Below are 14240 nucleotides of genomic sequence, written 5' to 3'. Positions count from 1 at the left end.
AGGAGGAAGGATGACCGAGCCCACGCAGGGCTTCGAGCCCGCCGAGCCGCCCGACGACTCGCCGCCGGACCTGCACGCGCTCGGTGCCGCGCTCGGCCCCGAACTCGCCGGGGCCTGCGCGCTCGACGGCGCCCTCCAGGTCTGGTTCGTCACCGCCGGCATGGTGGACGTGTTCGCCACCACCCGGGAGGAGGGCGGCCGTTGGCAGTTCCTGTGCCGGGTGGGGGCCGGGACGGTGCTGTGCGGGGCGCCGGCCGGCGGTACCGCGATGTTGGGCAAACCGTTGCCCGGCGGGACGGTGCGGGCCGCGCCGCTGGCCGACGTACTGGCCGCCGCCGCGGCCGACGCGGCGTTCGCGGGCTGCTTCGCGGCGGGCCTGGACCGGGGCCTGGGCGCGCTGGCCGACGCGGTGCGGATGGGCCTGCCGCCGCGTACGTTCACCGCCCTGGAGGCGGGCGAGGGCGCCGAGTTGCCCGCCGGCGGCTCGGCCCGCTCGGTCGCCGGCACACTGTGGGTGCGCGTGTTGTCCGGGTCGGTGGCCATCGGCGGGCCGGACGAGGCCGACGCGGACGCCGCGGCCGACGACGTCCCCGACGCGGGCGCCACGGTCGGCTTCGGCGGCCGGCTGGCGATCGGCGCGGCCGACTGGCTGTACTCGGTCGGCGGCGCGCTCGTGCACGTCGTCCGTACCCTGGACGTGCTCACCGAGGCCCCGTTCGCCCGCGACCTCGCCCACCACCAGCACACCCTGATGCAGCGCGTGGACGAACGCCTGCGCGGCCGGCGCGGCAACGCCTGCCGGGAACTGGACGCGCGCCGCGAGGTCGACGCCGACGCGCTGCGCCGCTCCTCGCGCGCCCTCGGCGCGGTTCTGGACCCCTACCGGCCGGTGCACCGAGTCGGCCTGGACGCGGCCGACCAGGACGACTACCTCGCGGTGGCCCGGGTGGTCGGGCAGGCGAGCGGGGTGACGATCACCCGGGGCGGCACCTCGGAGGCCGCCGACGCCCGGCTGGACCCGCTGGAGCGGATCGCCGTCTCCTCCGGCTTCCGGGTGCGCGATGTGGCGCTCACGGGTCGCTGGTGGCGTACCGACTCCGGCCCGCTGGTCGGGCACACCCGCCCGGCGGACGGGGACCCCGACACCCGCCGTCCGGTGGCCCTGATGTGGCGGCGTCGGCGCTATCACGTGCTCGACCCCACCGGCACCGACTGGACGCCCGTGGACCGCGCCCGGGCGGCCCGCCTGGAGCGCCGGGCGACCATGTTCTATCCGGCCCTGCCCGAACGCCCCGGCGGCGCCCGCACCCTGCTGCGCTTCGGCCTGCGCGGCAGCACGGTCGACATACTCGTGCTGTTCGCCTGCGGCCTGGGCGCCGCGCTGCTCGGGCTGGCGGTACCGGTGTTGACCGGGAAGGTGCTCGGCGTGTTCGTCCCGCAGGGCGACCGTGTCCTGGTCACCCAGATGTGCGTGGTGCTGCTCGCCTCCGCGCTCTTGGCGGCGGTGTTGTCCGCGGTGCAGAACCTCTCGCTGCTGCGGGTCGAGGGGCGGTTCGAGGCGATCGCCCAGGCCGCCGTGTGGGATCGGCTGTTGCGCCTGCCCACCGGATTCTTCGCGTCCGTCTCGTCCGGGTCGTTGAGCAGCGCCGCGCTGGGCATCAGCGCGCTGCGCGAGATCCTCAGCGGGGTCACCGCGCTGTTCGTGCCGGCGTGTCTGATCTTCCTGGTCAACCTGGGCCTGCTGTTCTTCTACAGCGTGCCGCTGGCGCTGCTCGCCCTGCTGCTCGCCGCCGTGGGCGGCGCGGTGTGCGCGGTCGCCGGGCTGCGCCAGATGCGGCGCCAGCGCGAACTGATGGCCGAGGAACACGAGTTGTCCGGCCGCATGTTCCAACTGCTCACCGGCCTACCTAAGTTGCGGGTCGCAGCGGCCGAGGACCGGGCCTTCGCGTTCTGGGCGATGGGCTTCGCCCGCAGCCGGGTGTTGTCGGTGCGCACCCGTCGGCTCCAGAACACGGTCACGGTGTTCAACTCGGGTTATCTGCTGCTGTGCACACTGCTCCTGTTCGCGATGGTCTCCGGCCCCGCCGACGGGGAGTTGGACGTCGGCGGGTTCCTGTCGTTCAGCGTGGCCTACGCCCTGATGCTCGGCTCGATGCTGCAGATGACCGCGAGCATCACCATGATGGCGGCGGCGGTCCCGCTGTTCGAGGGGGTGCAGCCGGTGCTCGCCGAGTTGCCCGAGGTGCTGGAGTCCAAGCAGCCGCCGGGCGATCTGTACGGCGGCATCGAGGTCAGCCGGCTGTCCTTCCGCTACGCGCCGGACGCCCCGCCGGTGCTGGACGACGTGAACCTGCGGGCCCGGCCCGGGGAGTTCGTCGCGATCGTCGGGCCCACCGGCTGCGGCAAGTCCACCCTGCTGCGGCTGCTGATCGGCTTCGAGCAGCCGACCACCGGCTCGGTGCTCTACGACGGCCAGGACCTCGCGTCGCTGGACGTGGCGGCGGTGCGCCGGCAGTTCGGCGTGGTGTTGCAGAACGGGCAACTGTTCGCCGGCAGCGTGCTGCACAACATCTGCGGACTGCGCAACTACACCCTGGACGAGGCCTGGGAGGCGGCCGAGATGGCCGGTCTGGACCAGGACCTGGGCCGGATGCCGATGGGCATGCACACCGTGCTCTCCGACGGCGCGGTGACCCTGTCGGCCGGCCAGCGGCAACGGCTGATGATCGCCCGGGCGCTGATCGGCCGGCCGCGCATCCTGTTCTTCGACGAGGCGACCAGTGCGCTGGACAACCGCACCCAGGAGGTGGTCACCCAGAGCACCCGACGGCTGAACGCCACCCGGATCATCATCGCGCACCGGTTGTCCACGGTGATGCAGGCCGATCGCATCGTGGTACTCGACGCCGGACGGGTGGTCCAGTCCGGGCCGCCGGACCAGTTGCTGGCCGACGAGGACGGCCTGTTCCACCAGTTGGTCCAGCGTCAGATGACCTGAGGCCGTGGGCGGTGGCGTCCGCCGCCCACGGCACCGACCCGCCCGCGAGTTCGGCCGCTACCGCACCCAGGAGGCCCCCGTGCCCGGATCGCCCGTCCACGCCCGTCCGCCCGGCCCCGCCGACGACCTCGACCTGGCCGGCATCCGGGTCGACCCGCTCGCCTTCCTCACCACGCTCGCCGCCGAGTTCGGCGACCTGTGCAGCCATCGCACGCGCGGCGAGGTGGTGTGGTTCGTCAATCGTCCCGACCTGGTCCGGCACATCCTCAAGGACAACTACACCGCGTGGACGAAGGCCGGCACCCCGGACGACTTCATGCTCACCCCGCTGCTCGGCAAGGGCCTGTTGACCAGCGACGGCCCCGCCTGGGAGCGGCAACGCCGGTTGTGCGCACCGGCCTTCCGGCCGCGCCGGGTGGAGGAGTTCGACTCGCTGATGACCGAGGCGGCCGTGGACCTGGCCGACGCGTGGGAGCGGGCCGCCGGGGAGGGGCGGACCATCCGCGTCGACCACGACTTCACCGCGCTCACCCTGCGGATCGTCGCGGACGCGCTGCTCGGCGCCGATCTGGCCGCGGCGGGACGGGGGTTCGGCCGCGCGGTGGACGACATCAACCGCTTCATCGGCCACTTCGACGGCGAACCGGGCACGCCGACCGTCGCGGACGCGGACCTGGCGCTGCTCCGCCGGCGGTACACCGCCGCGCAGACCTTCCTGGCCCGCGTCGTCGGCATGCTCGTCGCCGCCCGGCGCTACACCGGCCCGCCGACGGATCGGCCCGCCGACCTGCTGGACGCGATGCTCGGCGCCCGGGACGCGCACGGGGACGCGCTGAGCAACCGCGAACTGCACGACCAGGTGCTGACCATGGTGATGGCCGGGCACGAGACCACGGCCAAGGCGCTGAGTTGGACCGTGCACCTGCTCGACCGTCATCCCGAGGCCGCGGCGGCGGTCCGGGCCGAGTTGGCCGAGGTACTGGCCGGCCAGCTGCCCCGGGCCGCCGACCTGCCCCGGCTGGAGCTGACCCGGCGCTGCCTGGAGGAGGCGATCCGGCTGTATCCGCCGGTGTGGTTGATCTCCCGTCGGGCCGCGGCGGACGATGTGCTCGACGGCCGCCACGTACCCGAGGGCACCCTCGTGTGCATCAGCCCGTGGACCCTGCACCGACACCCGGCGGTGTGGGAGGAGCCCGAACTCTTCCGCCCGGAACGCTTCACCGCGACCGCCCGGGCGGCCCGGCCCGCGCACGCCTACGTGCCGTTCGGCGGAGGGCCCCGGGTGTGCATCGGCCAGTCGTTCGCCCTGACCGAGGCGGTCCTGGTGCTGGCCACGGTGTTGCAGCGGCTGGAGTTGCGCGGTGTGGCCGGGCATCCGGTGGTGCCCGAGGCGCTGGTGACCCTGCGGCCCAGGGACGGCCTGCTGATGACCGCACACCCGTTCGCCGCCGGCGGTCGGTCGTGATCGGCCCGGCCCGCCCCGGAGGCAGCTATCGGCCGCAGGCCGAACTCGGCGGGGTGACGGCCGAGGTGCGCCGGTTGGAGATCCAGGCCGAGTTGAGCTGGGCACACGAGTGGCGGGTGTTGCGGGACACGGCCCCCACGGTCGCCGGCGCGGTGCTGGACGCCGGTTGCGGAACCGGGGCGGTCACCCGCCGACTGCGCGCCGAACTGACTGATCCACACACCCGGTTGGTAGGTCTGGACGCGGACGAGCGACTGCTGGCGGTGGCGCGAGCCGAGGTACCCGCGGCGGGAATCGACTACGTGGCGGGCGATCTGACCGAACCGCCGCTGCCGGCGGGCTCGTTCGACCTGGTGCTGGCCCGCTATGTGTTCCAGCACCTGGCCGATCCGGTGGGCGCCGCCCGGGCGCTGGCCGCGCTGCTGCGGCCCGGCGGCGTGCTGGCCGTGATCGACGTGGACGCCGGGCTGTGGGGCTGCGCGGACCCGGACCTGTCGGCCCTGTCCGCCGACGCCTACCGCGCGCTCGGCACGGCCCAGGCCGCCGACGGCGGGGATCGCCTGGTGGCCCGCCGGCTGCCCCGGATCCTGCGCCGCGCGGGCCTGACCGGGATCACCGTGCGCCCGTTCGCGTACACCAGCGACGAGGTCGGCGGCGCGGCCGCGCTCGCCCCGCAGTTGTCCCCCGAGCGTCTGCTCCCGCTGGTCGAGCGCGGCGCGCTGGGCCTGGGGACCTACGCCCGGGCGATGGCGGCGTGGGAGCGTTTCGTCGCCGCCGACGGCTTCACCCTGCTCCTCGGCTTCGCGGTGGTCGGCCGAGTACCCACGTCGTAAGGGAGGTTCGCTCCGCGAAGGCGTCGGGTGACGCGCGTCACCGTCACTGCGTCGAGGCCAGTCTCGTGGACAGCGCGGCACGGCCCGAGATGCCCAACTTCCGATAGACGTGCGTCAGATGCACCTCCACCGTGCCGCGCGTGACACACAACGACTCGGCGATCGCCCGGTTCGTGTGCCCGGCCGCGGCCAGTTCCGCGATCTGCCGCTCCGAGGGGGTCAGCGAGCCGGGGCCGGACAGGCTGGTCCGGCGCAACCGGCCGCCGCAGGCGAGCAGGTCCTTGTGCGCCCGCTCGACCAGCAGGTCCCAGCCGCATTCCTGGGCCAGCCCCATGCCGCGCCGCAACGCCTGGCGGGCCGCCGCCGGTTGGCCGGCCAGCGCGTACACCCGGCCCGACTCCACCAGGGACTCGGCCAGTTGCAGCCGCGCGCCGGAGGGCTCCAGGATCGCCACCGACTCCTCCAGGAGCCGGATGGCGCCGCGCGGACCCTCGATCCGCGCCCGGTTGCGCAGCGCCTCGCCGATCGGGGCGGGCGCACCCCAGCGGCGGGCGATCTCCAGGCCCTCCTCGAACAGCGGCGCCGCCTCGGCCCGCCGGTCCAGGTCCACCAGGGCCAGCCCGGCGCCGCCGCGCCAGTCGCTCAGCGCCGGGTTGACGATGCCCAGCTCGGTCAGCCGTCGGCCGCATTCGAGGTGGTCGGCCAGGGCCCCGCGCGGGTCCCCGGCCGCGTACCTACATCGGGCCCGCACACCCAGCGCGGTGGCCCGTGCGCGCGGCACGCCCAGGGCCCCGCGCAACATCGTGGTCGCCGCGTCGTACTGGCCCAACACCACCCGAATGCGAGCCAGTTGCACCCTGGTCAGCTGGGTGAGCGCGGACAGTTCGGGGCCGCGTGCAAGCCGGCCGGCGGTGCGTGCCTCGGCCAGCGCCTCGGCCAGGTTCCCGGCGCGCAGCGCGATGTCCGCGCACAGGCAGTGCGCGACCACGGCGGGCAGGCCGATCCGCGAGTGGGCCGGGCCGGTCGGGATCGCCGCGGTCAGGCTGCCCGCCCACGCCCGGGCCTCGTCCAGCCGGCCGGCCCAGGCGAGCACCACCACGCTGCGCAGCAGAAGCAGCGCCGACGCGCTGCCCCGAGGCGGCTCGCCCGCCAGCGCGCGTTCGATCAGGTCCAGCGCGATGCCGCTGGGCTCGGCCCGGCACGCGCTGTCCGACGCGAACGCGGCAAGCAGTTCGCGCTCGCCCGCGGTGACCCCGGTGACCTCGGCGGCGGCGCGGTCGAGGGCGGATCGGGCCTGCCGGTCGGATCGGGCCTCGGCGGCCGGTTCGCCCAGGTGCGCGATCGCCCGAAGCCGCAGCCGCACGTCCGGGTCGGGGCAGTTCCGCTCGGCCAGTTCGCCGAGTCGCGCCGCCGCGTCCCGGGCGGGCCGCATCACCGCCTCCACGCTGTCCCCTTGGCGCAGCACGTGCGCGTGGCACAACTCCAGGACCGCCTCGGCCCGTTCACCCGGATCGGTGAGCAGCCGCAGCGCCTCCTCCAGGTGCCGCGCGGCCGCCTCGGGCGCGGTGGGCACCTCGGCCCGGCCCAGCAGCACGAGCAGGCGCGCCCGGTGTTCGGCGGCCGGGTCGTCGCGCAGCGCGCGCCGGGCGTATTCGGCGCAGCGCAACGTCGCCCCCGCCTCCAAGGCGGCCCGGCCAGCCTCGTAGAGGACCGCCCCCGCCCACGCGTGCTCGTCCACGTGCAACGTATCGATACGCAACAGGTGTTCGGCGACGCGCGTCGGCGGCGCGCCGTAGTCGCCGAGCCGGCGGGCGGCCCGCACATGTCGATCGCGCAGCAGCGTCTCGGGGATGGTGTCGTGCACGGCGTCGCGCAGTTCGGGGGTGCGGAACGACAACCGGCCGCCCGGGGGTGTGCCGCGCAGCACGCCGACCCGGACGAGTTCGGCCAGAGGTCCGTCCAGCCGGTCCGGCCCGGTGCCAAGCAGGTCGGCCACGATGTCCAGTTCGGCGCCGTCACCGAACAGCGCGGCCGTCTGGGCCAACGCCCGGACCCGCTCGGGTTGGCGGGCCAGTCGGGTGGTCACCGCGGTCGCCTCGATGCGGGCGGCGATCCGGCGGATGTGATCGGCCCGGGTCTGCCGGGGCCGTCCGTCGAGGTGTACGCCGGAGCGGATCGGGCCCAGCTCCGGCGGCAGTCCCGCCTGGAGCTGGGTGTCGATCAACCGGACCAGATACGCCGGCACCCCGCCGGTGACGTGGTGGCACAGCCGCACGAACGGGTCGTCGGGGACCCGGCCGGCGTAGGCGCGTTGCACCAACTCCCGCGCGCTGTGCACGGACAGCGGGCGCAGCGTGCTCTCGTGGCAGGCGGCCTGCGCGCCGATGTCGTCGAGCGCGTCGCGCGCGGGCAGATCGTCGTCCACGCGCACACCGAGCACCACGAGCAGCGGCAGTCGGGTCAAGCGGCGCACCAGGTGCGCGAACCACCGCAGCGACGCATCGTCCATCCATTGCGCGTGGTCGACGACGATCACCCGGGGGCAGCGCCGGACGGCCGGCAGCAGCACCTCGTACAACTCGTCGAACAGCGGCCGCCCGTGGTCCTCGGGCACGGTGTGCGGGAGCGCGCGGCGCAGTTCGTCGAACCGGTCTTCCCCGGCCGGTTGCGCAGCGTCGCCGAGTCCGGCCAGCAACTGGCGCAGCGCGGCGAAGGGTTCGCGGGCGTCGCGGTGCTGGCACGAGACCAGCACGGGAGCGGCGCCCGCGCGGCGTTGGCGCTCGGTGAACTCGACGAGCAGTTCGCGGCACCACATGCCCGACGCGGTACGGATGATCACGGCGCGTCCGCCGGCTCCGGTCCGCGAGGCGCGTGCGTGCGCCAGTAGATCGGAAAGTTCGGATACCCGCTCCGGTTCCACTGAAGCGACCCCTTCCCCCCAGCGCGGCCCGCACCGCGACACCCTGCGGGGAGACCGGGCAGCCCGATTGTCGTCGGGAACGCCGCCGACGGCTCCCCGCGGGGCCGCAGCGGTTGGACACGTACGTTCTCGACCACCGTCCCCCCGGGGCCGGCCGTGCGCTTGCGGTTCCGTTCCTACCGCGCGGGCCCCCCGGTCCGACGCGGTGCACGGCGGCCCGAAAATCGGGATGTGGGGCACGCCGATCAACTGTGTCTCCAGCAGCGGGTTCCTTGTTACGCCATTGCGGTGGCGTGCCACAAGACCCGATCTCCAACTGTACGCAAGGATCTTGTGACCGTCCGTCGAACGCATTTCAACACCATCCGACACGGCGTAAAACCCGCCGATCCGGGCCGAAATCGCCCCTTGACGCGGGGAATCGGGCCCACTTGGTTCGGCGATTCCCGTGACTGCGCCCGCCATCGGTTCCATGATGCGAATGCACCTGGTTTTGCACGAACAGCGGAACCGTCCGTGGTCGCGCCATACGGGGCAGTGATCGGACGGAAGCGGGAAGGTGATGACGATGCGTGCCGGCAACGGGGATGCGGCGGACTCGTTCGGGTCGGTGACCTGGGTGAAGAGCAGTGCGAGTACGGCCGAGGGCAACTGTGTGGAGGTGGCGCTGCTGCCCGGCGGCGCGATCGCGGTCCGCGACTCGCGGCGGGTACGGGGTCCGGCCCTGGTCTACTCCCGGGCGAGCCTCGCCGGCTTCGTCGGGAACCCCGGGCTCCGGGGGTGTGCCGGGCCGATCGGCTGACCCGGAGCGCGGCGCGGTCCGCTGCCCCGGACCGCGCCGCGGTCGTGCAATCGACGGACACGCGGGATCCCGTCTCGGGATAATGGCGGACGTCCGTCTGCCCCTTGGAGTCCCCATGTCCGCCGAACACCCGGCCCGTGCACCGTCGATCGCACCCGTGGTGTCCCTCACCCAGCAGACCAGTCCGGCCGCGGCCGTCAAGGTGCTCGGCGCCACGCTGCGCAAGTTGCGGCTGGACAACGGCCGGGGGCTGAAGGACGCGGCCGAGGCGATCCGGGCGTCGATGTCCAAGATCAGCCGACTGGAGCGCGGCGAGAGCCCGCCGCGCCCCCGGGACGTCTTCGACCTGGTCCGCTACTACGGGGTCAGGGACGAGGAATCCCTGTCCGAGATAGAGGAGTTGCTGAAGAAGGCGCTGGAGCGGGCCTGGTGGAGCCACTACAGCGACGTAATGCCGGGCTGGCTGGCCCGGTTGATCGGGATGGAGGACTCGGCGACCAAGATCGACACCTACGAGGTGCACGTGGTGCCGGGCCTGCTCCAGGTGCCCGAGTACATCCGCGCCGTGGTGCGCTCGGGCCTGCCCCGCGCCGCGCCCGAGGAGGTCGAGCGTCGCATCGAACTGCGGCTCCAGCGCCAGGCGTTGCTCGCGGACGAGCATCGCCCGGATCTGACCGCGCTGTTGGACGAGGGCATCCTGCACCGACCCGTCGGGGGTCCGGCGGTGATGGCCGCGCAGATGCGACACCTGTTGGCCGAGTCGGCGCGGGAGCGGATCAACATCCGCGTGGTGCGCTTCGATCGGGCCGCCGGTGTCGCCCCGCCGTCGCCGATGACCTATCTCCGCTTCGCCTCGGGCGGGCCGAGCGAGATGATCTACCTGGAGCAGGCCAACAGTGCGACGTACCTGAGCAGGCGCGCGGACATCGACGCCTATCGGGAAATCCTGCTCCGCCTGTGGGCGGCGGCCGAGAATCGGGACTGCAGCGAACGTATGTTGCGCGACGCCGAACGCCACTTCACCGCGGCCGCCGAAGGCTGACGCCTCTGGGGCATCCGGTTCAGGGCACCCGGGCCAGGCCGCCGTACTCGATCCACTCGTCGGTCTGTTGGCGCGCGGCGACCTGCGAGTCGGGGCGCCAGGTGGACACCTCCACCAGCCCGGGATCGAGCACGGTCAGCCCGGTGAAGTAGTCGTCCACCTGGGCACGATCACGCACCCGACCCCAATTGCCCCCGGTGGCCTGGGCCATGAAGTCGCTCACGCCGTCCCGGATCGCCGGGTCCTCGCTGACCAGTTGGCAGATCACCATGAAGCTGCCCGGGGGCAGTCGGTCGGCGACCCGGCGAATCATCGCCCCTGGCTCGGCGGACTCGGGCAGGCAGTGCAGGACCGAGACGAACAGCGCCGCGACCGGTTCGTCGAGCCGGATCAGCCGCTCGACCTCGGGGCGCCCGAAGATGCCGTCGGTATCGGTCATGTCGGCCTGGACGACGGCGGTGTTCGCGTTCTCCTCCAGCAACATCCGCCCGTGCGCCAGCACGATGGGGTCGTTGTCGACGTAGACCACCCGGGACGCGGGGTCCACGCGCTGCGCCACCTGATGCACGTTGTCCCGGGTGGGCAGCCCGGATCCGTGGTCCAGGAACTGCCGTACGCCGTACTCGGCGGCCAGCACCCGGACCACCCGGCGCAGGAACGCCCGGTTGTTCAACGCCAGTTCGCGCGTGCTGGGGACGATCTTGAGCAGTTCCTCGCAAGCCGCGCGATCGGCCGGGTAGTTGTCGGTGCCGCCGAGATACCAGTCGTACATCCGTGCGGCACTCGGTGTGTCCACGTCGATCTCGGGCATCGGTCCGTCCGCGTTCCCCATCGCGCCCCCTCGTGCGTCCGCGCTCGCCGGAATCCACCGCGGTCTTCCGGTCGCCGCCCGTGCGCGCACCATGCTAGATGCGTGACGTGCGCCGGGGCGGGCACTCGGGCCGGGAAGTCGGGAGTCCGCACGCGGCGCGAAACGGCACGGTGGGGGGAGAAGCGGGTCGCGCGGCACGGGTTGCGCACGACCCGCACGCCCTCATCCGCCGCCCGGGCCGTCGGGGCCGCGGGGGTGGATCGGGGCGTCGCGGCCGTCCGGACGCGGCGCGGCGTCGGGACGGCGTTCGAGGGTCCTGACCACGGCGGTGGGCAGGCTGCGCTCGGCCAGGACCAGTTGGGCGGCCACCTCGGGCGGATCGGTGCCCATCAGGTCGGCCGCGGCGGTCAGGGTCATGCCGAGCCGGTAGTGCAGCACCACCGCGTCCGCCTGCGGCCACGGCAGGGCGTCGTACAGGGTGCCCCGGGCGGGGGCGTGCGAGGCGGTGACGGCCCGGCCCAGGATCCGCCAGGCCCCGGCGGTCGGATTGGGCCCGCGCAGCATGTCGGCCCAGGTGCCCGCGAGTTCGGCCACGGCCGACTGCACGGCCCGCTCGCCCCGGACGGGATCGCCCACCCGGTGCCGGGCGTACTGCGCCCACCGCGCCCGATGCAGCAGACAGAACGCGGCGAAGTCGATCGGCGCCCCGGCCGATCCACCGGACCCGGCCGGCTCGCCATCGGCGCGATCCGACTCCGGCGCGGCGGATATCGGCGCTTCGGCGCGCGTCCGGACGGCGGTGCGCGCCGCCGCACCCCGGTCAGCCGACATCGCCGTCGCCGGTGTGCGTCCCGGTCACCGGGTCCGGGCGCGACTCGGGCCCCGGCAGGGCGGCGAACGGCAGTCCCCCGGCCGGGAATCCGGCGTCGCCGAGGCGGATCAGCACGCCGTAGTGCACCTGCTTCCACAACCGCCGGATCACGTCCGGGTGCGCGCCCAGTCGCTCCACCAGCAGCTCGGCAACGGCCCGGTCCGGGATCAGCTCGCCGGCCAGGACCCGCTCGACCGTGCCGGGGCGCAACGGATCACCGTCGATCCGATCCGATGCCGGCTGCCCGGCGGCCAACCACAGGCCGCGCACCATGGCGGTCAACAACGCGGCCAGGTCCGGAAGTTCGCGCCGGATGCCGTGGTCGACCCCGCGCGAGCACTCCCACAGGGCACGCAGCTCCGCCGCCTCGCCGCCCTGCTTCGCGGCCAACGTCTCCACCACCGGCCAGGACGCGAACACCTCGCCGGCCAGGATTCGGGCCAGGAACTCCTCGCTGATCCCGGCCTGCCAGGCCAGGTCCGCGACGGTGAGCCCGGAGGTGCGGCGCAGTTCGCGCAACGCCGCCGCCAGCCGCTCGCCGGCGTGCTGGGACGCCGACAGGTCCGCGTCCCCGCGCGCGTCGTCGCCCGGATGCGACCGGGCCCCCAGACGCGCGGCCAACTGCGCGGACCACTCCGGGCGCAGCCGTACCGCCGTGCCGGGACGGGCCTCCCCCACCACCGCGCGATACCGCTGGGTCTCCCCGCTCAGCCGGTCCGCGTAGGCCAGCCGGACCCGCAACGGCTCGCGCGTACGTTCGGCCTCCTCCAGCGCGCAGGCCACCCGACGCAAAATCGCCACGATGCCCGCCTCCAGCCCCCGAGGATCGGCGGCCCGCGGCGCCTGCCGCTCCCGCGCCGTGCGCGCCCGTCGCCGGCACCCGGGGGCGCAGTAGCGCCGCTTGCGGTCGCCCGTGTCGCGCCGCGCGAAGCGTCGACCGCACGCGGCGCACGTGGTGATGCCCCTGCGGGCGTTCATCCCGTGTCTCTCCCTCCGGTCCCGGGCGTGGCCCCGGAGCCGGCCCGCCGCCGCACGCCGAATGCTTTCCCCGAACGGAAAGCGGGGAATGCCGTTCTCGGGAATCGCCGGAGATCGTCCGAAACTCCTCCGGCGGATAAGTCGTCCACCATGTCGATTCCTTGATCGTTGTTCCCTCGCGACCCCGGGGCGACGACCGCCGATCCGGATCGTCCGACGCTCCGGAAGCTACCCCGAGAGTTTCCCGAACGCCAAGGAAACCCAAGAAATGCAAATGCACGGCCGGCCATCCGACGCCTCGAAGCCGCCCACGAACCCCGCCGAATCCGCCGACAACGATCCCACAGCGCCCAAAGAAGCGCAGGTCACGCACCACAACCCGACAACGACCCGGAGAAACCCGATCGGAAGACGTCACCACGGAAAAACATCCCGATTTCTCCGATCCATCACCCCAAAGCCCACCCGGACCACGAATCCACCCCTGCGAGTGACACCCATGCAATTGCATATGCAAAGAAATCACCCACCGCTCCACCCAAAAACCCCCGCCCCCAAATCAACCCGCCCCACCGCCACCCCCCATCCCCCACCGAGGCGAATCATCCAGCCGTCGCCGTCGGGATCTTCATAGTCGTGGTGACCGGCGCGGGGTGCCCTCCCGTGAACAACGCACACCGGCTCCCCGCTCGTCCCGTCACGCCGCCGGTCGGCGCAGGACGGGCCGGGCTTGCCTGTGGGGACATCCCAGGACGTCGTTGGCGTAGGCGATGACCCGGGCGGCGAGGAAGCGTAGACGCCGGACCCCGGAGCGATTCGAATCACGTGCCCCGGGCCCGACCATCCGGCTCGTTCCGCGCCTTCGCGCGGCGGTTCTTGGCCATTCGTGCGTCACGACGGCTCATCGCGGGCTAACGTGCCGGACACCAGGGACGTGGGGGTGGCGGATGGGGCCGGTCGACGACGCTCGAAGCCGGGAGCACGAGATCGAACAGATCAATTTCGCGGAAGAGCGGGAGCGCCTCAGGCTCTCGGGCATCGAATCGCGCCGGGGCGTTGGGATGACTCCCGAGCTCACCGCCTTCGTGGCCGACGTAGCCGGGCGGCTGCCGCCACGGAAGCTCGTACCACTGTTCCTGCACGTCGACACTCGCCAGGAGAAAGCCGGCCTCTTCGGCCGCAAGACACACGTGGTGCGGGTCTTCGAGGAGGTCGGGAAGGGCTGGGAACTGGCGACGTTCGCACCGGAGACCGGCTCCAGCGAACACAGCCTCGTGCTGTCTCCGGACGGGCGTCTGTTCGAAGCGCGCAGGACCGACGCCGCATTTCACCGCGGCCTCCCCAAGGGAGGCGGGTTGGCGTTGGTCCCGACGAGCGAGGACGTCATCGCCCTGACCCCGGATCTGCAATCGCTGTTCTTGGACTACCTGAACTCGCGAACCGCCACCCGAACACAACCCGCGTAGCATCATGGAAAACCGCTTCCCCAACGGTGCCGATGCCGAGATTCGCGACATCCG

Annotated in this window: 10 protein-coding genes; 6 read left to right on the top strand and 4 right to left on the bottom strand. The window is 73.2% G+C overall.

All coding sequences use genetic code 11. The features are described from left to right. Positions 1-10: 10 nt before the first annotated feature. The 3 genes from ACH4XV_RS35840 to ACH4XV_RS35830 all read left to right on the top strand — a co-directional run bounded on the left by ACH4XV_RS35840 (position 11) and on the right by ACH4XV_RS35830 (position 5296). Positions 11-2998, top strand: coding sequence for an NHLP bacteriocin export ABC transporter permease/ATPase subunit (locus ACH4XV_RS35840; RefSeq protein ID WP_395796627.1), 2988 nt, complete (start codon positions 11-13; stop codon positions 2996-2998). A gap of 79 nt (positions 2999-3077) precedes the next feature. Continuing rightward, the gene (locus tag ACH4XV_RS35835) at positions 3078-4463 is read left to right on the top strand and encodes a cytochrome P450 (protein ID WP_395796625.1); all 1386 of its coding nucleotides are present in this window, start codon (positions 3078-3080) and stop codon (positions 4461-4463) included. Next, entirely contained in the window at positions 4460-5296 is an 837-nt protein-coding gene (locus ACH4XV_RS35830; RefSeq protein ID WP_395796623.1) for a class I SAM-dependent methyltransferase, read from the top strand. The genes ACH4XV_RS35835 and ACH4XV_RS35830 overlap by 4 nt, the downstream gene beginning before the upstream one ends. Positions 5297-5339: 43 nt before the next feature. Here ACH4XV_RS35830 and ACH4XV_RS35825 read toward each other — a convergent pair whose 3' ends face one another. Next, positions 5340-8570 (bottom strand): LuxR C-terminal-related transcriptional regulator, encoded by a 3231-nt coding sequence (locus ACH4XV_RS35825; protein ID WP_395796621.1) that lies wholly within the window; start codon positions 8568-8570, stop codon positions 5340-5342. 214 nt (positions 8571-8784) lie between these two features. On the opposite strand from ACH4XV_RS35825, the gene ACH4XV_RS35820 reads away from it, so the two are divergent. Beyond that, positions 8785-9018, top strand: a complete 234-nt coding sequence (locus ACH4XV_RS35820) for a DUF397 domain-containing protein (RefSeq protein WP_395796619.1) — start codon at positions 8785-8787, stop codon at positions 9016-9018. Positions 9019-9133: 115 nt separating this feature from the next. After that, complete coding sequence (locus tag ACH4XV_RS35815; protein ID WP_395796617.1) at positions 9134-10060, top strand: helix-turn-helix domain-containing protein; 927 nt, start codon at positions 9134-9136, stop codon at positions 10058-10060. 19 nt (positions 10061-10079) lie between these two features. Here the strand turns inward: ACH4XV_RS35815 and ACH4XV_RS35810 are convergent, their stop codons facing one another. The 3 genes from ACH4XV_RS35810 to ACH4XV_RS35800 form a co-directional block, all read right to left on the bottom strand. Further along, positions 10080-10892: an SAM-dependent methyltransferase gene (locus tag ACH4XV_RS35810; RefSeq protein WP_395796615.1), complete on the bottom strand. Its 813-nt coding sequence runs from the start codon at positions 10890-10892 to the stop codon at positions 10080-10082. 201 nt (positions 10893-11093) lie between these two features. After that, the gene (locus ACH4XV_RS35805) at positions 11094-11702 is read right to left on the bottom strand and encodes a hypothetical protein (RefSeq protein ID WP_395796613.1); all 609 of its coding nucleotides are present in this window, start codon (positions 11700-11702) and stop codon (positions 11094-11096) included. Beyond that, positions 11692-12720: a helix-turn-helix domain-containing protein gene (locus ACH4XV_RS35800; protein WP_395796611.1), complete on the bottom strand. Its 1029-nt coding sequence runs from the start codon at positions 12718-12720 to the stop codon at positions 11692-11694. Before ACH4XV_RS35800 ends, ACH4XV_RS35805 begins: the two co-directional genes overlap by 11 nt. Before the next feature lie 947 nt (positions 12721-13667). Here ACH4XV_RS35800 and ACH4XV_RS35795 point away from each other — a divergent pair. Continuing rightward, positions 13668-14186 (top strand): hypothetical protein, encoded by a 519-nt coding sequence (locus ACH4XV_RS35795; protein WP_395796609.1) that lies wholly within the window; start codon positions 13668-13670, stop codon positions 14184-14186. Positions 14187-14240: the final 54 nt, after the last annotated feature.

It is taken from the genome of Embleya sp. NPDC020630 (genome assembly GCF_044334985.1).
Lineage (GTDB): Bacteria > Actinomycetota > Actinomycetes > Streptomycetales > Streptomycetaceae > Embleya.
Note: the sequence above shows the minus strand (reverse complement) of the source record. Positions and strands in the feature narration are given on the sequence as shown.